Genomic DNA, 19,118 nt, shown 5'->3' with positions numbered 1-19,118 from the left:
GAGAGGATGAACGAGGCGAGAGCCTGGTGCCGTTCATCGCAGGCGGCGCGCATCGAAAACCGCATTGGAGTGCGAAACCCTGCCGGAACGGGCAGCGCGACGATCAGCGGGAAAGATGCACATCCGAACCTCCTCCATCTCGGACCGGCGCTTGTCTCCTCCAACCGCCTGGGCCTCTATTCCCGTCAGCAGCGATGCCTGCGTGATAGGTAAGTGGTACTTATGCCAAAAATCATGTTATCAAATCGTCCGCCTGTCAACAGCCGTTTTGTAAACTGGTGCTGACAACTTGGTGTTCGACGTATCCGAAGCGCGGCGAAAAGGAGCGTGATATCGGACGCAGGCTTCGACCGATCAGCTGCTCGATCGCCACGGCCTCTGATAATATATATTTGATTATAAAAGAGAAAATTACTTCACTTGCGTATTCGCGATATACGGCTGTGGTCGCGCGCGGCCAGGATCGTCGTCGGCGTCTATCCTGTTGATCGGGTGTATTTTATCTGAAAAAAATTTCATTGCGAGAAAAATCTTACTGGAACAATGATATCTTTATGTTATCTTCTTGGTGAAGCTATGGGAGGTCCGGAAAGGATCGGGCCTCAAGGGTTTGGAGCGCGGCTGCGCGCCCGCCGACTTGCCCGTAGATTCGAAGTGTGGTCGCCTGTGCCCTTTGCCGGCCATGCCGACCGGGAGGATATGAGACATGAAATCGACGCGCGTTTTGCCCCTCGCGACACTCGACGTGGTTGCCGGATAAGCCGCGATGGACGTCAGCCACCAGGTCATCATCGGTATCGACGCCGGCACGTCGGTCATCAAGGCGGTCGCCTTCGACCTTTCCGGCCGTCAGATCGCCGCAGCATCCGTCCGCAACAGATATTCAAGCGGCAGCGATGGTTCGGCCACGCAATCGCTCGCGCAGACCTGGGAAGATTGCGTCACTGCGCTTCTCGGCCTTGGCGAGAAGCTTGAGGGTCTTGCATCGCGTACCGCCGCAATCGCGGTGACGGGGCAGGGCGACGGAACATGGCTTGTCGGCGCCGGAAATCGGCCCGTGGCCGATGCCTGGCTCTGGCTTGACGCCCGTGCTGCGCCGACCGTGGTTTCGCTTGCCGGCCAGGCAACGGACCGGGCGCGTTTCGAACAGACCGGTACGGGGCTCAACACCTGCCAGCAGGGCGCGCAACTCGCTCATATGGATCGGGTCGTGCCGGAGCTTCTGGATCGGGCGGAAGCGGCGCTGCATTGCAAGGACTGGCTCTATCTCAACTTTACCGGCGTGCGGGCGACCGACCCTTCGGAGGCAAGCTTCACTTTTGGTGATTTCCGGACCCGGCGCTATTCGCCTGTTGCCATTGACGCGCTCGGGCTGACGCATCGCCGCGCGCTTCTGCCCGATATTGTCGACGGAAGCCAAACCAGCCATCCGCTGACACCGGAAGCGGCCGGGGCCTGCGGCCTGCTCGCCGGCACGCCGGTCAGCCTCGGTTATGTCGACATGGTGATGACGGCGCTCGGCGCCGGTGTGCGCAGCGATGGGCGCAACGCGGCCTGTTCGACGATCGGCTCGACCGGCGTGCATCTGCGTGCAAAACCGGTCGCCGACGTGCATCTCAACCGCGAGGGCACGGGTTATGTTATCGCCCTGCCGATCCCGGGCATTGTTACCCAGGTGCAGACCAATATGGGGGCGACGATCAACATCGACTGGCTGCTGGAAATGGCGGCCTATCTGATGGCGGAGGCCGGAAAGCCTGCCACGCACGCCGATCTCGTCGCCAGGATCGACCGCTGGTTTTTCGAAAGCACGCCGGGATCGGTCGTCTATCATCCCTATATTTCCGAGGCCGGAGAGCGAGGCCCCTTCGTCAATGCCCGGGCGCGGGCAGGTTTTTCCGGTCTTTCGGTCCGCCACGGATTTCCGGATCTCGTCCGTGCGGTCGTCGAAGGACTGGCGCTCGCAACACGCGATTGTTACGCCGCCATGGGCGATATGCCGGAAGAGCTGCGCGTCACCGGCGGCGCCGTGCGCTCGGGTGCGCTGCGCCGCTCTCTCACCGCTTCCCTCAAGGCGCCGATCCGGCTGTCCCGCCGCGAGGAAACCGGAGCGGCCGGCGCCGCCATGATGGCGGCTGTGGCGATCGGCGCCTACCGGACAATGGACGACTGCATCGCCGACTGGGTCACGCCGCTGCTCGGCGAGGCCGAAGAGCCGGTCGGTGAGGAAGCTGCGCGCTTCGATCTGCTTTTCTCCGCCTATGCGGATATCCGAAGGGCGATGCCCGCTGCCTGGGAAATACTGGCCAGAGCCGCGGCGATACCGCCTGCAAAATGAATCGCTGATGCAACGGGCATCCGAGGGAGCATGACATGACCGAACCCGAAATCCTGGATCTTTTCGTCATCGGCGGCGGCATCAACGGCGCGGGCATTGCCCGCGATGCCGCCGGGCGCGGCTTGAAAGTCGCCCTGTGCGAAAAGGATGACCTGGCCCAGGGCACTTCCTCCCGCTCCGGCAAGCTTGTGCATGGCGGCCTTCGCTATCTCGAATATTACGAGTTCCGCCTCGTGCGGGAGGCGCTGATCGAACGCGAGGTGCTGCTCAACGCAGCCCCGCACATCATCTGGCCGATGCGTTTCGTCCTGCCGCACAGTCCGGAGGACCGTCCCGCCTGGCTCGTCCGGCTCGGCCTCTTCCTCTACGATCATCTCGGCGGCCGCAAGAAACTGCCGGGCACCCGCACGCTCAACCTGCTGCGCGATCCCGAAGGCACGCCCCTACTCGATCAATATACCCGCGGTTTCGAATATTCGGATTGCTGGGTCGATGATGCTCGCCTCGTCACCTTGAATGCGGTGAGCGCCGCCGAGAAGGGCGCCCTAGTGCTCACCCGCTCGCCGGCAGTGTCGGCGCGCCGGGAAAACGGCCAGTGGACGATCACGACGAAAAGCAGCACGAGCGGCGAGACGCGGACGTTCCGCGCCAAATGTCTCGTCAATTGCGCCGGCCCGTGGGTCACCGACATCATCAACCGCGTCGCCGGCTCCAATTCCAGCCGCAATGTGCGTCTCGTCAAGGGCAGCCACATCATCGTGCCGAAGTTCTGGGCCGGCTCCAACGCCTATCTGGTCCAGAACCACGACAAGCGCGTCATCTTCATCAACCCCTATGAGGGCGACAAGGCGCTGATCGGAACGACCGATATCGCCTATGAAGGCCGGGCCGAGGATGTGTCGGCCGACGAGGCGGAAATCGACTATCTCTTGAAGGCGGTGAACCGCTATTTCAAGGAGAAGCTGCGCCGGCAGGATGTGCTGCACAGCTTCTCCGGCGTGCGCCCGCTGTTTGACGACGGCAAGGGCAATCCGTCGGCCGTGACCCGCGACTATGTGTTCGATCTCGACGAGACCGGGGGGGCGCCGCTTCTCAACGTCTTCGGCGGCAAGATCACCACATTCAGGGAACTCGCCGAACGCGGCATGCAGCGCCTCAGGCACGTCTTCCCGAACATGGGCGGTGACTGGACGGAAAAGGCGCCGCTGCCGGGCGGCGAAATGCCCAATGCCGACTACGAAACCTTCGCCAACAGCCTGCGGGACAGCTATCCCTGGATGCCGCGCAAGCTCGTCCATCACTACGGCCGCCTGTATGGCACACGCACCAGGAACCTGGTTGCCGGAGCAACGGACCTGCAGGGCCTCGGCCGCCATTTCGGCGGGCAGCTTTACGAGGCCGAAGCCCGTTATCTCGCCGCCTGCGAATGGGCGGAGACGGCCGAAGACATCCTCTATCGCCGCACCAAGCATTACCTGCATCTGAGCGAGGCCGAGCGGGCAGCCTTTGCCGACTGGTTTGCCTCATCCCATCTTGCCGCCGCCTGAGGAGGCCTTGATGCCGCTTTCGCTTTCGCTGAATACCAATCCGCTGGTAAACCGTTTCGCCGATCCCGACGACCTGATCGAGACGGTGGCGCGCGACCTGCGCATCCGTGATCTCCAGCTGACGCACGAATTCATCAATCCAAGCTGGCAGGCGCCTGTCATCCGTCGTCTCACCCGCCAGATGAAGGCGGCCCTGGAGCGCACCGGTGTTCGCGTCACCTCGGGCATGACCGGGCCTTACGGACGGCTGAACCATTTCGGGCATCCGGATGCCGAGGTCCGGCGCTATTACGTGGATTGGTTCAGAACCTTCGCAGATATCACCGCCGATCTCGGCGGCCATTCCGTCGGCACGCAATTTGCAATCTTCACCTACAAGGACTTCGACGACGCGAGCCGGCGCGAAGAGCTGATCAAAATCGCCATCGATTGCTGGTGCGAGGTTGCCGAGCATGCCAGGGCCGCCGGTCTTTCCTATGTTTTCTGGGAACCGATGAGCATCGGCCGGGAATTCGGCGACACGATCGAATCCTGCCTTGCGCTGCAGGCGCGACTGACTGCCGCCGATATGGCGGTGCCGATGTGGATGATGGCGGATATCGACCATGGCGACGTCACGTCCGCCAATCCCGACGATTACGATCCCTATGCCTGGGCGCGGGCCGTGCCGAAGCTCTCGCCGATCATCCACATCAAGCAGAGCTTGATGGACAAGGGCGGCCACCGGCCGTTCACGGCGGAATTCAATGCCAAGGGCAGGATTCAAGCCGAGCCGCTGCTGGAGGCTTTCGCGGCAGGCGGTGCCGATGACAACGAGATCTGCCTCGAGCTCTCCTTCAAGGAACGCGAACCGAACGACCGCGAGGTCATCGCGCAGATCGCCGAGAGTGTCGCCTTCTGGGCGCCGCATATCGATACGGGCGCTGCAGACTTGAAGATATGATCCGGCGATTTACAAAGGCTGGTTGTTATCAGGCGGTGTAGCCGTCGAAGAGATGGGAAGGGTGCGGCGATGACGGATGCCGATGATACGCTTGCAGTCCGGGCCGCCTGGCTTCACTACGCCGGCGGGCTGACGCAGTCCGATGTAGCCCGGCGCCTCGGTATCCCCTCCGTCAAGGCGCATCGGCTGATTGCGCGGGCCGTCGCCGATGGTGTCGTCAAGGTCACGATCGACGGCGATATCGTCGAGTGCGTCGAACTGGAGACGCGGCTCGCCGAGCGATTCGGATTGCAATATTGCGAGGTCGCGCCCGATCTTGGCGAAGAGGGCCTGCCGCTGCGCGCGCTCGGTCATGCGGGGGCGGGCTATCTCAAGCGCGAGATCGAACATGGCGATCACGCCGTCATCGGCCTTGGCCACGGCCGCACGCTTTCGGCCGCCGTTCAATACATGCCGCGGACCAATGCCAAGGATATGCGCTTCGTTTCCCTGCTTGGCGGCCTCACGCGGAATTACGGCGCCAATCCCTATGACGTCATGCACCGCATCGCGGAAAAGACCGGCACACAGGCCTATGTCATGCCGGTTCCCTTCTTCGCCAACACCGCCGAGGACCGGGAGGTGCTGAGAGCGCAGCGCGGCGTCAAGGAAGTGTTCGATCTCGCAAACAATGCCGACCTGAAACTCGTCGGCCTGGGGACGGTCGATGCCGAGGCCCAGCTGGTGCTTTCCGGTCTGGTCGAGCCGGGCGAGATCGAGGACATTGCCGCCGCGGGCGGCGTCGGCGAAATTCTCGGTCACTTTTTCAATGCGGATGGCCAGATCCTCGATACGGCCCTGACCGGCCGCACGCTGTCGGCATCCTTTCCGACGACCAAGAAGGAACGCCTCGTGGCCCTGGCAGGCGGACAGGCCAAGGTAGCCGCCATCAGAGCCATCCTGCGCAGCCGCCGCCTTCACGGGCTCATCACCGACGAACGGACCGCGCAAGCCCTTCTGGCGTGACGATGATTGGTGGCCGATAGCCACATAGTAACATCATTGTTTGTTGATTTTCACGATTTCAATGTTATTTTGTTATCAATCGGGATTGAGAAGAATGAAACGGGAAGAACGCCAGCAACTGATCGTCAATCTGCTTGTCGAGGCCAAGACCGTCGAAGTGGACGATCTCGCAGAACGTTTTTCCGTCTCCAAGATGACCATTCACCGCGATCTCGACGACCTGGAACAAGCGGGCGTCCTGCGCAAAGTGCGCGGCGGCGCGACGATCGATGCCGGAACGCAATTCGAGAGCGATTTTCGCATTCGCGAGCGTCAGGGCGGCGAAGCCAAGATTGCCATGGCGCAGGAAGCGCTTGGCCTGGTCGAGCCCGGCATGACGGTCATGGTCAATGACGGCTCGATGGCGGCGGTTCTCGGCGAAATGCTGTTGCGCAAGCGGCCGCTGACGGTGATTACCAACAACGCGGCGATCATGGAGCGGTTGAAGGGCGAGAACGGAATAACGCTGATCGCGCTCGGAGGCATCTATTCGGCGAAGTTCAACGCCTATCTCGGCGTCGTGACGGAAGAAGCGCTGTCACGCCTGAGGGCGGACATCGCTTTCATTTCGACGCCGGCGGTGAGCGGCAGGCTTGCCTATCACATGGACGACAATGTCGTTCGCGCCAAGCGGGCGATGATGGCCTCTTCGGCGAGAAGCTGCCTGCTCGTCAACCACCAGCGCATCGGCCACACGGCGCTGCACGTCATGGCGGATCTGGCGGATTTCGACACTGTTATCACCGACAGCGCGCCGGCGGCCGCTGTTCTCGATGAATTCGATCGGGCGGGCATCAGGCTCACCGTCGCTCCAGCACAGGATCAGGCATGACGGAGAAACCGCGCTTCTGGATTGGCACCAGCTGGAAGATGAACAAGACGCTCGCGGAAGCCGAGCATTTCGCTCGCGGCCTCGAGGCGGCCGATGCTCTGCGCGATCCTGTCATCCAGCGCTTCGTGATCCCGCCGTTTACGGCGGTGCGGGAGGTCAAGCGCATGCTTGCAAAGACCTCCGTCAAGGTCGGCGCGCAGAACATGCACTGGGCGGACCAGGGCGCATGGACCGGCGAAGTCTCCCCCTTGATGCTGAAGGATTGCAATCTCGATATCGTCGAGCTTGGGCATTCCGAGCGGCGCGAGTTTTTCGGAGAAACGGATGAGACGGTCGGGCTGAAGACCGAGGCGGCAGTCCGCCACGGGTTGATCCCGCTCATCTGTATCGGCGAAACCCTTGCCGACCGCGAAAGCGGAAAGGCCGCGGAGATCCTGGCGGTCCAGGTGCGCGGGGCGCTTTCGAGACTCTCCGGCGAGCAGAAATCCGCGGAAATCCTTCTTGCCTACGAACCCGTATGGGCGATCGGCGAGAAGGGCATTCCGGCGACCGCTGACTATGCCGATGCCCGGCAGGCCGAGATCATCGCCGTCGCCGAAGCGGCGCTCGGGCGAAAAATCCCCTGCCTCTACGGCGGGTCGGTCAATCCGCAGAACTGCGAGGAACTGATTTCGAGCCCGCATATCGACGGGCTCTTCATTGGCCGTTCCGCCTGGAACGTCGAGGGTTATCTCGACATCCTCTCGAAATGCGCCGCCAAACTCCAAGGAGAAAGATTATGAAGCTTGCAATTGCTGGAGACAGCGCCGGCGAAGGTCTCGCCAAGGTGCTCGCCGAACATCTCAAGGATCGGTTCGACGTTCATGAAGTGTCGCGCGTCAACGACGGGCTCGACCCGTTCTATGCCAACCTCTCGGACCGTGTCGCCTCGGGCGTGATCGACGGCACCTATGACAAGGCGATCCTGGTCTGCGGCACCGGCATCGGCGTCTGCATCTCGGCCAACAAAGTGCCGGGCATTCGCGCCGCCCTGACGCACGACACCTATTCGGCCGAGCGGGCCGCCCTTTCAAACAATGCGCAGATCATCACGATGGGCGCGCGCGTGATCGGACCGGAGCTCGCGAAGTCGATCGCCGACGCGTTTCTCGCGCAAACCTTCGACCAGAACGGCCGCTCCGCCGGCAACGTCTCCGCCATTGATGAGCTCGACGCGAAATACAACGCGCGCTAGGAGCGGGCCGCCCTTCGCAAGGCCAGCCGCTCGTGGCGGCCGTGAAACTCGGCGCCGCTGGCCGCGGTTTTACTCCGCGGCCAGTTTCGCCTGATCATTGGCCTCGACAATCGACCGCAATACCGAAAGTTCCTCGGCCGTCAGGTCCGTGAGCGGCGCGCGCACGGCGCCCGGATCGCGGCCGATGACTTTCAGCCCGGCCTTGATGATGGAGACCGCATAGCCCTTCCTGCGGTTGCGCAGCGCGACGAAGGGGAAGAAGAAGTCCTTCAGGATCTGGTCGACCGTCTTCTGGTCGCCGGCTCTGAGAGCCTTGTAGAAGCGCTGCGAAAGAGCCGGCACGAAGTTGAAGACCGCCGAGGAATAGGTGGTGACCCCCGCCGCGAAATAGGCCTGCGCGTAGACTTCGTGGGTCGGCATGCCGCCCACATAGACCAGCCGGTCGCCGATCCGGGTGGTGATCTCTATGACGCGGTCGACATCGCCGACGCCGTCCTTGAAACCGATGAGGTTGGGGCATTCGTCGCAAAGTTCCGCAATGCTGTCGGCCGACAGGATCGCGTTGTCCCTGTTGTAGACGATCACGCCGATCCCGACCGACCGGCAGACGGCCTTCACATGAGCGACAAGCCCGGCCTGTTCGGCAAACATCAGATAGGGCGGCAGGAGCAGCAGCCCGTCGGCACCGGCCTTTTCTGCGGACCGGGCAATGTCGATCGCCAGTGAGGTGCCGTAGCCCGTGCCGGAGATGATCGGTGTCTTGCCTGCGGCAGCCTTGGCCGCGCGGATGACGGCGGGAATTTCGGCCGGATTGAGCGAGAAGAATTCGCCTGTGCCGCCGGCGGCAAAGAGCGCGCTTGCGTCATAGCCGGCAAGCCAGTTCACATGTTCGCGATATGCTGCCTCGTTGAATTTGTTCTCGCTGTCGAAATGCGTCACCGGGAAAGAGAGGAGGCCGTCGCCCACGGCTTTCTTGATAGCGTTGGGATCCATGTCGAATTCCTTGAATGATTGCTGATTGAAGGTGAGCGCCTGCTCACATATGCCCGGCTTCCATCGCCTCGAGGATTGCGGCGATGTAGCCGTAGCAGAAGCTGAAGGCGACGCCCGTCGCGTCGCGGCCGCTGATTCGCGGCACATGGTCCGGCATGACCATGTATTTGTAGCCCACCTCCCGGTAGACCTTCAGGGACCGCACCATGTCCATGTCGCCTTCATCGGGGAACGTTTCCATGAAGGAGAGCTTGCCGCCGCTGATGTTGCGGAAGTGCAGGTTGAAGATCTTTCCGCGCGTGCCGAACCAGCGGATGATGTCGTCGATCTCCTCGCGCGGATTGTCGAGCATCTCGCCGATCGAACCCTGGCAGAAATTCAGCCCGTGATAGGGGCTTTCGTGCATCTGCACGAATCTCTTCAGCCCGTCGACCGTGCCAAGGACGCGCGTGACGCCACGATAGCCCGGCGGCGTGTAGGGATCGTGCGGATGGCAGGCAAGGCGCACCCTGTTGCTCTCTGCAACGGGGACCACGCGTTCGAGGAAATAGTCGATGCGTTCCCAGTTCTCATCCTCCGAGAGGACGCCGGCAAGGCCAGGTGCCGCCTGCTGGTCGGCCCTGTCCCAGCGGAAGGCCTCGTTCAGCGAGCCGCCACGGCCCTTTTCAAGTTCCGTCCGGGGAATGCCGATGAGGTTGAGATTGTATTTCGCCGCCGGAATTCCGGCTTTTGCGCAATTCTCGATCATCCGGCAGACGGCATCGATCTGCCGGTCGCGTTCCGGGCCGGCCAGCAGAATGTCGGGATAGGAGGCGTTTTCGATCGGCTTGGAGGGCAGGGGCAGCTGGATCATGTCCAGCACGAGGCCGAAGCTCTCCACATGATCGCGATGACGTTCGATATCCTCCAGTGTCCAGCTCGACGGTGCGCCCGGCGGGTCGGCGGAAATATGCTTTACGCCAAGCTGGGCAAAAACGCGAAAATCATCATCGTCCCGCGCGGCGACCTGGGTTCCCAAATACACGATTAACCTCCCGACCATTCAAATCATGTCGTATGACATAATATGAATTTCTGAGGTTGTCGAGCCTCATTGCTGCTCCGCCAGCATCCGGTATCGCCGCTGGCTCGCTATCATATGTGCGCGCATGGCCTGTCGCGCGCGGTCCGGATCCTGCTCGGCGATAGCCGCCAGGATCTCGCCGTGCTCCGCATGAACTTTTTCGAGATAGGCGCGGTCATTGGCTTCGGGCAGGGTCGGAAATTGGCCGCGCGGGATCGCGCGCGGCCCGAAATGACGCAGCGCATCGATATAGAACCTATTGTTCGAGGCATTGGCAATGGCCGTGTGGAATTCGTAGTCGGCCTCGACCGTGGGCTCGCCGCTCTCGATGAACTGAGCCATTTTCCGGTTGGCGAGCCGAATAGCCGCCTCCTGTTCGGCGGTTCTGCGGTAGGCCGCAATGGCGGCCGCTTCCCCTTCGACCGCCATGCGAAACTCCAGCAATTCAAGGGTTTCCGGAATGCTCTTGACCTCGACCGGGGTCAGGATCAGCCGGCCGTGCGCATTGGGATCGGACACAAAGACGCCCTTGCCTTGAATTGGGCGGACAAAACCGGCCGCCCGCAGGTCGGCGATCGCTTCCCGCACGACGGTGCGGCTGACGCCGAAGGTTGCCTCAAGCTGAGGCTCGGTCGGAAGCTGGTCTCCCTCGCGAAGCTTTCCCGTCTCAATCTGCGTGCGCAACTGATCGATCACCTGCTGCGCCAAACGCTGCCTGCCGCGCGTGCCCGCTACCATCTCGTCTTTCCCCATTTTATTCGCCCCCGTCCGTATGGCGCTTGCAAAGCGGATCGAAAAATCATAATACGACATACGGACGACATATTATGTCTTGTATAGTAACTCAGGGAGGAGTTGCAATGAAGCATTTTTCCAGAAGCCTGTTTGTTGGCGTCGCATTCTGCACGCTGACCTTGGCGGCGCCCGCGCTTCGGGCGGCGACGCCTGCCGATCAGCTGGTGATCGGCACCTCGCTTGCCCAGGTTCTTTCGCTGGACCCGCAGCAGGCGACGGAGGCCAAGGCCAACGAGATCATGTCGAACCTCTATGACAGGCTCGTCGCCTCGACGCCTGACGGCAAGATCGTGCCGCAGCTTGCCGAGAGCTGGCAGGTCGACGACAAGGGGATCACGTTCAAGCTGCGCGACGCGACCTTCGCTTCCGGAAATCCGGTGACCTCCAGGGATGTCGTCTATTCGCTCGGCCGTCTGCTGAAGCTCGATCAGGCCGCCGCCGCCAACCTGAAGCGCGTCGGCTATACGAAGGACAATGTCGACCAGCTGGTCAAGGCCGTCGACGACAAGACGGTGCGCGTCGATCTTTCCGGCGAAGTGACGTCGGAGCTTCTGCTTTACCGACTCGCCATGGTCATTGCGAGTGTGGTCGATAGCGTCGAGGTCCAGAAACATGTCGTCAACGACGACTATGGCAACGCATGGCTGAGAACGCATTCGGCCGGCTCCGGGCCGTTCACGCTGAACCGCTGGACGCCCAACGAACTCGTCATTATCGACGCCAACAAGAATTACGTTGCGGGTGCGCCGAAGATGCGCCGCGTCATCGTCCGCCATGTTCCCGAAAGCCAGGTGGAGCGCCTGATGCTGGAGCGCGGCGACATCGACATAGCAAGCGCAATGACCGCATCGGATCTCGCCACCTTCGAAAACAAGAAGGGCTTCGAGATCCAGCGTGTGCCCACGGGCGGCTTCTACGTGCTGTCGATGAATGCCGGCAACAAATATCTCTCAAACCCGAAAGTGCGGGAGGCGATCGCCTACGGTATCGACTACACGGGGATCGAGAAGACCATCATGGGGCCTTACGGGCGGGCGCGCACCGTGCCGGTTCCCGAAAACTTCGAATATGCAATTCCAAGCCCTGACTGGCATCTCGATGTCGCCAAGGCGAAGGAGCTTCTTGCCGAGGCGGGCTTCAAGGACGGTTTCACCCTTACTCTGAAGACCATCGCGCAGACCCCTCGCATCGATCTTGCCACTGCCATCCAGGCCTCGCTCGGCCAGATCGGCATCAAGGTCGATATCCAGCAGGGCAACGGATCCGATATCATCGCGGCCCATCGGGCTCGGAATTTCGATCTGCTCATTCCGCAGACCGGCGCCTACATGCCGAACGTGCTTGGGGCGATGGAGCAGTTCGCCTCCAATCCCGACAATTCTCTCGAGGCGAACAATGCCGGCAACTTCGTCTGGCGCTCGGCCTGGGACATACCCGAACTGACGGCCCTGACGGCAAAGGCCTCGCTCGAGCCCGATCCGAAGAAGCGCGGCGAACTCTATGTCGAGATGCAGAAGATGTTCGTGGATCAGAAGCCCGCCGTCCTGCCGATGTTCGAGCGGTTCGAGCCGATCGTGCTGAACGACAAGGTTCAGAACTATGTCGGCCATCCGAACCAGACGACCCGCCTTGAGGCCGTCACGAAAGCCGAGACCGATTAAGCAAGGTCGCCGATCATGAAGGAACTCTCCGTCAAGGAACTGGCGCGCCGTGTGTGGCACCTGGCCGTCAGCCTGTTCATCCTGCTGTGCGTCACCTTCGTGATCGGCCGTATTCTTCCCGCCGATCCGGTCGGAGCGATCGTCGGCGAGCTGGCGGACCCCGCCGCCTATGCCGCCATGCGCCAGAAGCTCGGTCTGGACCTGCCGATCTACCAGCAGTTCCTGATCTACCTGAACGGTCTCGCACATGGCGATTTCGGAACGGCGGTGCTGACGGGCAATCCGGTTTCTTCGGATCTTGCCCAGGCATTTCCCGCGACCTTTGAGCTCGCCACTCTGGCAATCCTGATCTCGACCTTTGTCGGCGTTCCGCTTGGGCTGACGGCGGCGCTCTTTCGAGACACGTTTATCGACAAGATCGCCCGGATCGTCGCGCTTGTCGGCCACTCGATCCCGGTCTTCTGGTTCGGGATCGTCGGCCTGGTCATCTTCTATGCCGGGCTGAACTGGGTTGGCGGCCCCGGCCGTGTCGATGTCTTCTACGAGGGCATGGTCGCGCCGCAGACAGGGCTGCTGCTCATCGACAGCCTGCTGCAGGGAGAGACGGAAATCTTCTGGAATGCGCTTGGGCATATCATCCTGCCTGCCGTGATCCTCGCCTATGCCGCCATGGCCTATATCACCCGCATGACCCGCAGCTTCACGCTGGAGCAATTGAGCCAGGATTACGTGATTGCCGCGCGGGCAAAGGGTGTCGGCCCGGCCCGCACCGTCATCGGTCACGTTCTGCCGAATATCGCCGTGCAGCTCATCACCATCCTGGCGATCTCCTATGGCGGGCTGCTGGAAGGTGCCGTCGTGACGGAGATCGTCTTTTCCTGGCCGGGTATCGGCCAATATATGACGAACGCGCTGATGATCGGCGACATGAACGCCGTCGTCGCCGCCACCATCATCATCGGTTTCATCTTCATGTTCCTCAATTTCCTGGCGGATATCGCCTATGCGATATTCGATCCGCGGACGCGGGAGGCCGCGCAATGAGCGATGCAATCCAGACCGACCTCGCTGTACGCCCGCCGAGCCTGCCTGCCCGGATTGGCGCCTCGACCATGCGGATCGTCTCACGGCTGGGGCAGGAGCCGCTCGGCATGGCCGGCTTCGTCATTCTGGCGATCCTCTGCGCCGTTGCGATCCTTGCGCCTTTGCTTGCGCCCTATGATCCGAACATCCAGGTCCTGTCCGATGCGCTGCAGCCGCCGAGCGCCGCGCATTGGGCGGGCACCGACGAGTTCGGCCGGGATATTCTGAGCCGCCTGATCTACGGAACGCGGATCACCGTCCAGACCGTGCTCTCGATTTCTCTCATCGTCGGCCCGATCGGTCTTTTGATCGGCGTCGTCGCCGGCTTCTTCGGAGGCCGGACGGACGCACTGCTGATGCGGGCAACGGATATCGTCCTGTCCTTTCCCTCGCTGATCCTGGCGCTGGCATTTGCGGCCGCGCTCGGGGCCGGCCTGACGACGGCGATCATCGCCATTTCGCTCACGGCATGGCCGCCCATCGCGCGCCTCGCGCGCGCCGAGGCGCTGGTCGTCCGCAATGCCGACTATGTGGCCGCGGCCCGCCTTTATGGCGCCTCGCCCCTGCGCATCCTGTTCGTCTATATCGCCCCCATGTGCATTCCTTCGGTGATCGTGCGCCTGACCCTGAACATGGCAGGCATCATCCTGACGGCCGCCTCGCTGGGCTTCCTGGGATTGGGCGCGCAACCGCCGGCGCCCGAATGGGGCGCGATGATATCGAGCGGGCGCAAGTTCATGCTTGATTATTGGTGGGTTGCCGTGATGCCGGGTGTTGCCATTCTCGTCACCAGCCTTGCCTTCAACGTCGCGGGCGACGCGCTTCGCGACATTCTGGATCCCCGTCATGCCAGGTCCTGATATGAAGCCAGTCCTCTGCGTCGAAGACCTCAATGTGACCTTCGGCAAGAATGCCGTGCCGGCCGTCTCCCATGTCAGCTTCGAGATCGGGCGCGAGCGCGTCGGCATCGTCGGCGAGTCCGGCTCGGGAAAATCGACGACCGGTCGGGCAATCATGCGTCTTCTGTCGGCAGGCGCCACCGTCTCGGCAAGGCGCCTCGACCTCGACGGCAGTCCGCTTCTGTCGCTGTCCGAGAGGCAGATGGGAAAGATGCGCGGCAAGGATATTGCGCTCATCATGCAAGACCCCCGCTATTCGCTCAATCCCGTGCTGACAGTCGGCAAGCAGGTCGCCGAAGCGGCCCGCCTGCATCTCGGCCTGCGCGGCGCGGCGGCCAGTGCAGCGGCCAAAACGATGCTCGAACGGGTCCGCATCCGCGACGCCGAGCGCGTGATGGCACAATATCCGCATCAGATATCCGGCGGCATGGGCCAGCGCGTCATGATTGCGATGATGCTGCTTGCCAAGCCGAAGCTCGTCATCGCCGACGAGCCGACCTCGGCGCTCGATGTCAGCGTGCGCAAGGACGTGCTGACGCTCTTGGACGAACTCGTCCGGGAGAACGATTCCGGCCTGCTGCTGATCAGTCACGATATCCGGATGGTCTCCGCCTTCTGCGAGCGGATCATCGTCATGTATGCGGGGCGTATCGTCGAGACGCTGACGCGGCTGGAGGATGCGAGCCATCCCTATACGAAGGGGCTGATCGCCGCGATGCCCGATCCGCGCCATCCCGTCCGGCGGCTTGCGGTTCTCGACCGCTCGAAGATCGACCTGGAGAGAGCATGATGATCGACGTCCGCGACCTCAACGTCACATTCACGTCCGGCAAACAGCAGAACCATGTCGTCAGGGACATCGGCTTCAGCGTCGCGCGCGGGGAAACGCTGGGTATTGTCGGCGAGTCGGGCTGCGGCAAGTCCACCGTCCTGCGATGCCTGTCAGGCATGGAAAAGGGATGGTCGGGGGAGATTTCCCTCGCCGGCCGCAGCGTTGGCAAGTCCCGCAGCCTCGACGACCTCAAATGTGCGCAGATGGTCTTCCAGGACCCTTACGGATCGCTGCATCCGCGCCACCGGATCGGCACTGCCCTTGCCGAGCCCTTGCGGGCGATGGGCAGGCAGGAAATCTGGCAGACCGTCGAACGCTCCCTGCGCCAGGTCGGCCTGCCGGCCGCATTTGCGAACCGGTTCCCGCACGAACTTTCCGGCGGCCAGCGCCAGCGTGTCGCGATCGCACGGGCGCTGATCCTCTCGCCGCCGATCCTGCTTCTCGACGAGCCGACTTCGGCGCTCGACGTGTCGATCCAGGCGGAAATCCTGAACCTGCTCGCGGACCAGCGCGAGGAGATGGGGCTGACCTATGTGCTTGTCAGCCATGATCTCGCGGTGATCGCCCATATGTGCGATCGCGTGCTGATCATGAAGGATGGCCGGTTCATCGACGAACTCTCGAAGCAGGATCTGCAGGACGGGAAAACGCATGACGAATATGCGCGCGAACTGTTCGAAGCGACCTTCATCTGAACCGGCGGCTGGCACCGCTGGGCATACCGCCTCACGATGACAGGCGATGATTGCTCGCACCGCTCTACGCAACGAACATCCCTATGGGTCATCGATCGGGCGCCTGATCTCGCTGTAGCTACTGGCCGGCGCGATGACGCCGGTGCCCACGATGTCCCCGGCTTCGGCCCGATCATGCCATGATGCTGTTCGACAAAAGGGAACGGTGCTTTCACTCCTGCGAGCCAATTCCCGCGGGATGATCCGCACCCAACCTCTTGCAGGACAAGGGCTTCATCATCTATCTAACGAATGTTCTCAGGGCGGGGTGCAATTCCCCACCGGCGGTATCGAGGCAACTCGGAGCCCGCGAGCGCCTTCGCGAAAAGCGAAGGGTCAGCAGATCCGGTGAGATGCCGGAGCCGACGGTCACAGTCCGGATGGAAGAGAGCAACGCAGAGGGCGCCGCGCGGCACGCGGCGTTTCGCATGCTTGTTCGCCCAAGGGAAAATGGTGGCTTTCTACAGCCATGAATGCCGCTCACGCGGCTAACCCTTGAAAGGCAGAGAAGATGGCAATTTCCAAAATCGAAGACGCAATCGCCGCGATTGCGCGAGGCGAGATCGTGGTCGTCGTCGATGATCGCGACCGGGAAAACGAGGGCGACCTCGTCATCGCATCCGAGGCGATCACCCCGCAGGCGATCGCCTTCATGATGAATTATGCCCGTGGCCTCATCTGTGTGGCCATGGAAGGCGAGCGGCTGGACGAACTGCAGATCCCGCAGATGGTGCCCAACAATACCGAACTGTTGCGAACCGCCTTCACCGTGTCGGTTGATTATATTCCCGAAACGACGACCGGCATTTCCGCGGCCGACCGCGCCGCGACGGTTCGTGCGCTCATCGGCGAGAATTCCCGCCCCGAGGATTTTGCGCGGCCGGGCCATATTTTTCCGCTGCGCGCGCATCCGAACGGCGTGCTTTCGCGCCCCGGCCATACCGAGGCGGCCGTGGATCTCGCACGGCTTGCCGGTCTGTCGCCGTCGGGCGTCATCTGCGAAGTCGCCAATGATGACGGCACGATGGCGCGCCTGCCCGAACTCGAGCAGTTTGCCGAACGGCACGGCCTCCACCTGATCACGATCGAGGATCTCATTGCCTATCGCGGCCCGGGCGTACCCGTTAAGGCTGCCTAAGTTGCCTGGATCATAGGCGCGAAGAAGGCCCGGTTGCGCGGGCCTTCCATATTGCCGCCGTCAGACGACGAGTGCGAGTGCCGGCCCCTGATCGTCGGCCCTGTTTTCCTGGGCGCTGCCCTCCGGGTTATCGGAGGCCAGCAGATTGAGCTCCCGGCGTTCTTTCTCCGACACGATCGCGAGATCGATGACCTTCTGCAGATTGGCGGCATGGCGGAAAGTGGGGTCGTCCTGCTTGCCGGTCCTGACCGCTTCGGCAAAGCGCTGGTAGTTGGTCGGCACGGCCGGCACGGCGATGTCGCGCCAGGTGGCGCTTTCGATGTCCTCGCCGAAACAGCCGCGAAGGTCCGAACCGTCGGGGCGGTGGTTGACTTCGAGACTGCCCTTCTCGCCGTAGATACGCAGCTTCAGCTCGTTGAGATGGCCGGTCGCCCAGCGCGTCGCGTGAATGACGCCGAGCGCGCCGTTGGCGAAATCCACCGACATGGTGAAACTGTCGTTGGCATCGAGCAGATATTCGCCGATCTGCCCGCCCGGCGCCTTGTTGAAGGTCTTCAGCCGCGCAAACACATGGTCGATATCGGTGGCCGCGCCATAGGCGGCGAAATCGAGAATGTGGATGCCGACATCGCCGAGCACGCCGTTCGAGCCGTGGCCGGTGGAAAGCCGCCATAGCCAGCGTGATTCCGTGCGCCAGTCGCCCCAGGCGCGCGAGACCAGCCAGCTCTGCAGGTAGGACGCTTCCACATGGCGGATCGTGCCAAGTTCGCCGGCCAGCACCATTTCGCGCGCCCGCTGCAGCGGTGCCACGTTGCGGTAGGTGAGGTTGACCATGTTGATGACGCCGGCCGCTTCCGCCGCTTCCGTCATCTCCAGCGCATGCGCATAGTTTTCCGCCAGCGGCTTTTCGCAGAAGACATGTTTGCCGGCCGCGATCAGCGCGAGGCTCGTCGCATGGTGGACACGGTCGGGCGTGACGTTTGTGGCGGCATCGAACTTGCCCCATGCGATCGCCTCGTCGAGCGTGGCGAAGCGTTTTTCGATGCTGAAATGATCGGCGAATTCATCGAGCCGGGTCCGATCCGTATCGACGGCGCCGACCACGTCCACGCCGTCGATGGCGAGGAAGTTGGCAACCTGGCTTTTCGCCATGACGCCTGTGCCGAGAACAAGTAGACGCATTGCTCTTCTCCTCAGCGGTAACCGGCTTCGCCGGCCTGGTGCAGTCTCGGGCCGCGTTCGACGATCGGCTCCAGGGCTTTTTCTACCGGCACATTTGGGGCGTCGGTAATGCTCTTCAATGCGCCCACCGGGTTATAGGCCCACTTCACCCCGTTGATCAGCACCTTCTGCACGTTGGCATCGTGATAGGTCGGATAGGTCTCGTGGCCGGGGCGGAAATAGAAGATATTGCCGGCACCACGCCGCCAGGTCAGGCCCGAGCGGAACACCTCGCCGCCCTGGAACCAGGAGATGAACACCGTCTCCAGGGGCTCCGGTACGGAAAACTGCTCGCCGTACATTTCCTCGTTTTCCAGCTCGAAATGCTCGCCGAGGCCGGCGGCGATCGGGTGGCGCTGGTTGATCGTCCACAGCCGCTCGCGCTCGCCCGCCTCGCGCCATTTCAGCGCGCAGGGCGTGCCCATCAGCCGTTTGAAGATCTTGGAGAAATGGCCCGAATGCAGCACCAGCAGGCCCATGCCCTCCCAGACCCGTTTGGCGACGCGCTCGACGACGACGTCGGAAACCGCGCCGTGGTCCTTGTGGCCCCACCAGGTCAGGACGTCGGTCTCGGCAAGCCGGGCTTCGGAAAGACCGTGCTCCGGCTCCTGCAGCGTGGCCGTGGTCGCCGAAATCGCCGGGTCGCCGTTCAGCGCCTTGGCAATGGTCGTGTGCATGCCCTCGGGATAGATCTCGCGGACGATGGCATTGGTATTCTCATGGATGTTCTCACCCCAGACGACGGTGCGAATAGGCAAATT

18 protein-coding genes and 1 riboswitch are annotated in these 19,118 nt (G+C 62.4%); of the genes, 13 read left to right on the top strand and 5 right to left on the bottom strand.

All coding sequences use genetic code 11. The annotated features are described in order from the left end of the window. Positions 1 to 766: 766 nt before the first annotated feature. The 7 genes from ACU8HS_RS23845 to derI all read left to right on the top strand — a co-directional run bounded on the left by ACU8HS_RS23845 (position 767) and on the right by derI (position 7,938). Entirely contained in the window at positions 767 to 2,338 is a 1,572-nt protein-coding gene (locus ACU8HS_RS23845) for an FGGY family carbohydrate kinase (protein WP_447016344.1), read from the top strand. Positions 2,339 to 2,373: 35 nt separating this feature from the next. Next, entirely contained in the window at positions 2,374 to 3,885 is a 1,512-nt protein-coding gene (locus tag ACU8HS_RS23840; RefSeq protein WP_112705536.1) for a glycerol-3-phosphate dehydrogenase, read from the top strand. Positions 3,886 to 3,895: 10 nt separating this feature from the next. Continuing rightward, on the top strand, positions 3,896 to 4,828 hold the full coding sequence (locus ACU8HS_RS23835) for a TIM barrel protein (RefSeq protein WP_112758550.1): 933 nt from the start codon (positions 3,896 to 3,898) through the stop codon (positions 4,826 to 4,828). A gap of 69 nt (positions 4,829 to 4,897) precedes the next feature. Then, positions 4,898 to 5,833, top strand: a complete 936-nt coding sequence (locus ACU8HS_RS23830; RefSeq protein WP_112572632.1) for a sugar-binding transcriptional regulator — start codon at positions 4,898 to 4,900, stop codon at positions 5,831 to 5,833. A gap of 94 nt (positions 5,834 to 5,927) precedes the next feature. Beyond that, complete coding sequence (locus tag ACU8HS_RS23825) at positions 5,928 to 6,704, top strand: DeoR/GlpR family DNA-binding transcription regulator (RefSeq protein WP_113413600.1); 777 nt, start codon at positions 5,928 to 5,930, stop codon at positions 6,702 to 6,704. Continuing rightward, entirely contained in the window at positions 6,701 to 7,486 is a 786-nt protein-coding gene (locus ACU8HS_RS23820; RefSeq protein WP_113413601.1) for a triose-phosphate isomerase, read from the top strand. Before ACU8HS_RS23825 ends, ACU8HS_RS23820 begins: the two co-directional genes overlap by 4 nt. Further along, positions 7,483 to 7,938, top strand: a complete 456-nt coding sequence (derI, locus tag ACU8HS_RS23815; RefSeq protein WP_112572626.1) for a D-erythrulose-4-phosphate isomerase — start codon at positions 7,483 to 7,485, stop codon at positions 7,936 to 7,938. The genes ACU8HS_RS23820 and derI overlap by 4 nt, the downstream gene beginning before the upstream one ends. 69 nt (positions 7,939 to 8,007) lie before the next feature. On the opposite strand, the gene kdgD is transcribed toward derI, so the two are convergent. From kdgD to ACU8HS_RS23800, 3 genes are all read right to left on the bottom strand, one after another. Then, entirely contained in the window at positions 8,008 to 8,931 is a 924-nt protein-coding gene (kdgD, locus tag ACU8HS_RS23810; RefSeq protein ID WP_112759152.1) for a 5-dehydro-4-deoxyglucarate dehydratase, read from the bottom strand. Between the two features lie 43 nt (positions 8,932 to 8,974). Further along, a complete protein-coding gene (locus ACU8HS_RS23805; protein ID WP_113413602.1) occupies positions 8,975 to 9,955 on the bottom strand; it encodes a mannonate dehydratase in 981 nt (326 codons plus the stop codon). 66 nt (positions 9,956 to 10,021) lie between these two features. Beyond that, entirely contained in the window at positions 10,022 to 10,732 is a 711-nt protein-coding gene (locus ACU8HS_RS23800; RefSeq protein WP_113413603.1) for a FadR/GntR family transcriptional regulator, read from the bottom strand. A gap of 122 nt (positions 10,733 to 10,854) precedes the next feature. On the opposite strand from ACU8HS_RS23800, the gene ACU8HS_RS23795 reads away from it, so the two are divergent. The 6 genes from ACU8HS_RS23795 (at position 10,855) to ribB (ending at position 17,136) form a co-directional block, all read left to right on the top strand. Next, positions 10,855 to 12,450, top strand: a complete 1,596-nt coding sequence (locus tag ACU8HS_RS23795) for an ABC transporter substrate-binding protein (RefSeq protein ID WP_113413604.1) — start codon at positions 10,855 to 10,857, stop codon at positions 12,448 to 12,450. Between the two features lie 15 nt (positions 12,451 to 12,465). Then, positions 12,466 to 13,494, top strand: a complete 1,029-nt coding sequence (locus ACU8HS_RS23790; RefSeq protein WP_113413605.1) for an ABC transporter permease — start codon at positions 12,466 to 12,468, stop codon at positions 13,492 to 13,494. Further along, positions 13,491 to 14,393: an ABC transporter permease gene (locus tag ACU8HS_RS23785; protein WP_112572614.1), complete on the top strand. Its 903-nt coding sequence runs from the start codon at positions 13,491 to 13,493 to the stop codon at positions 14,391 to 14,393. Before ACU8HS_RS23790 ends, ACU8HS_RS23785 begins: the two co-directional genes overlap by 4 nt. Position 14,394: 1 nt before the next feature. Continuing rightward, positions 14,395 to 15,222 (top strand): ABC transporter ATP-binding protein, encoded by an 828-nt coding sequence (locus ACU8HS_RS23780; RefSeq protein ID WP_447016343.1) that lies wholly within the window; start codon positions 14,395 to 14,397, stop codon positions 15,220 to 15,222. Further along, complete coding sequence (locus tag ACU8HS_RS23775) at positions 15,222 to 15,959, top strand: ABC transporter ATP-binding protein (protein WP_112759159.1); 738 nt, start codon at positions 15,222 to 15,224, stop codon at positions 15,957 to 15,959. Before ACU8HS_RS23780 ends, ACU8HS_RS23775 begins: the two co-directional genes overlap by 1 nt. Positions 15,960 to 16,248: 289 nt before the next feature. Next, positions 16,249 to 16,394, top strand: a riboswitch (FMN riboswitch). A gap of 115 nt (positions 16,395 to 16,509) precedes the next feature. Further along, entirely contained in the window at positions 16,510 to 17,136 is a 627-nt protein-coding gene (gene ribB / locus ACU8HS_RS23770) for a 3,4-dihydroxy-2-butanone-4-phosphate synthase (RefSeq protein ID WP_112759157.1), read from the top strand. Between the two features lie 60 nt (positions 17,137 to 17,196). On the opposite strand, the gene ACU8HS_RS23765 is transcribed toward ribB, so the two are convergent. Both ACU8HS_RS23765 and ACU8HS_RS23760 read right to left on the bottom strand, forming a co-directional pair. Continuing rightward, complete coding sequence (locus ACU8HS_RS23765; protein ID WP_447016342.1) at positions 17,197 to 18,318, bottom strand: Gfo/Idh/MocA family protein; 1,122 nt, start codon at positions 18,316 to 18,318, stop codon at positions 17,197 to 17,199. An 11-nt stretch (positions 18,319 to 18,329) separates the two neighbouring features. Continuing rightward, the gene (locus tag ACU8HS_RS23760) at positions 18,330 to 19,115 is read right to left on the bottom strand and encodes a ThuA domain-containing protein (RefSeq protein WP_447016341.1); all 786 of its coding nucleotides are present in this window, start codon (positions 19,113 to 19,115) and stop codon (positions 18,330 to 18,332) included. Positions 19,116 to 19,118 lie beyond the last annotated feature (3 nt).

This window comes from Rhizobium sp. KDH_Rht_773_N, from assembly GCF_052946295.1.
Note: the sequence above shows the minus strand (reverse complement) of the source record. Positions and strands in the feature narration are given on the sequence as shown.

Coding starts and splice junctions, on each gene's coding strand:
- ACU8HS_RS23845 (WP_447016344.1), top strand. CDS start 767: ATGGACGTCAGCCACCAGGTCATCATCGGTATCGACGCCGGCACGTCG.
- ACU8HS_RS23840 (WP_112705536.1), top strand. CDS start 2,374: ATGACCGAACCCGAAATCCTGGATCTTTTCGTCATCGGCGGCGGCATC.
- ACU8HS_RS23835 (WP_112758550.1), top strand. CDS start 3,896: ATGCCGCTTTCGCTTTCGCTGAATACCAATCCGCTGGTAAACCGTTTC.
- ACU8HS_RS23830 (WP_112572632.1), top strand. CDS start 4,898: ATGACGGATGCCGATGATACGCTTGCAGTCCGGGCCGCCTGGCTTCAC.
- ACU8HS_RS23825 (WP_113413600.1), top strand. CDS start 5,928: ATGAAACGGGAAGAACGCCAGCAACTGATCGTCAATCTGCTTGTCGAG.
- ACU8HS_RS23820 (WP_113413601.1), top strand. CDS start 6,701: ATGACGGAGAAACCGCGCTTCTGGATTGGCACCAGCTGGAAGATGAAC.
- derI (WP_112572626.1), top strand. CDS start 7,483: ATGAAGCTTGCAATTGCTGGAGACAGCGCCGGCGAAGGTCTCGCCAAG.
- kdgD (WP_112759152.1), bottom strand. CDS start 8,931: ATGGATCCCAACGCTATCAAGAAAGCCGTGGGCGACGGCCTCCTCTCT.
- ACU8HS_RS23800 (WP_113413603.1), bottom strand. CDS start 10,732: ATGGTAGCGGGCACGCGCGGCAGGCAGCGTTTGGCGCAGCAGGTGATC.
- ACU8HS_RS23795 (WP_113413604.1), top strand. CDS start 10,855: ATGAAGCATTTTTCCAGAAGCCTGTTTGTTGGCGTCGCATTCTGCACG.
- ACU8HS_RS23790 (WP_113413605.1), top strand. CDS start 12,466: ATGAAGGAACTCTCCGTCAAGGAACTGGCGCGCCGTGTGTGGCACCTG.
- ACU8HS_RS23785 (WP_112572614.1), top strand. CDS start 13,491: ATGAGCGATGCAATCCAGACCGACCTCGCTGTACGCCCGCCGAGCCTG.
- ACU8HS_RS23780 (WP_447016343.1), top strand. CDS start 14,395: ATGAAGCCAGTCCTCTGCGTCGAAGACCTCAATGTGACCTTCGGCAAG.
- ACU8HS_RS23775 (WP_112759159.1), top strand. CDS start 15,222: ATGATCGACGTCCGCGACCTCAACGTCACATTCACGTCCGGCAAACAG.
- ribB (WP_112759157.1), top strand. CDS start 16,510: ATGGCAATTTCCAAAATCGAAGACGCAATCGCCGCGATTGCGCGAGGC.
- ACU8HS_RS23765 (WP_447016342.1), bottom strand. CDS start 18,318: ATGCGTCTACTTGTTCTCGGCACAGGCGTCATGGCGAAAAGCCAGGTT.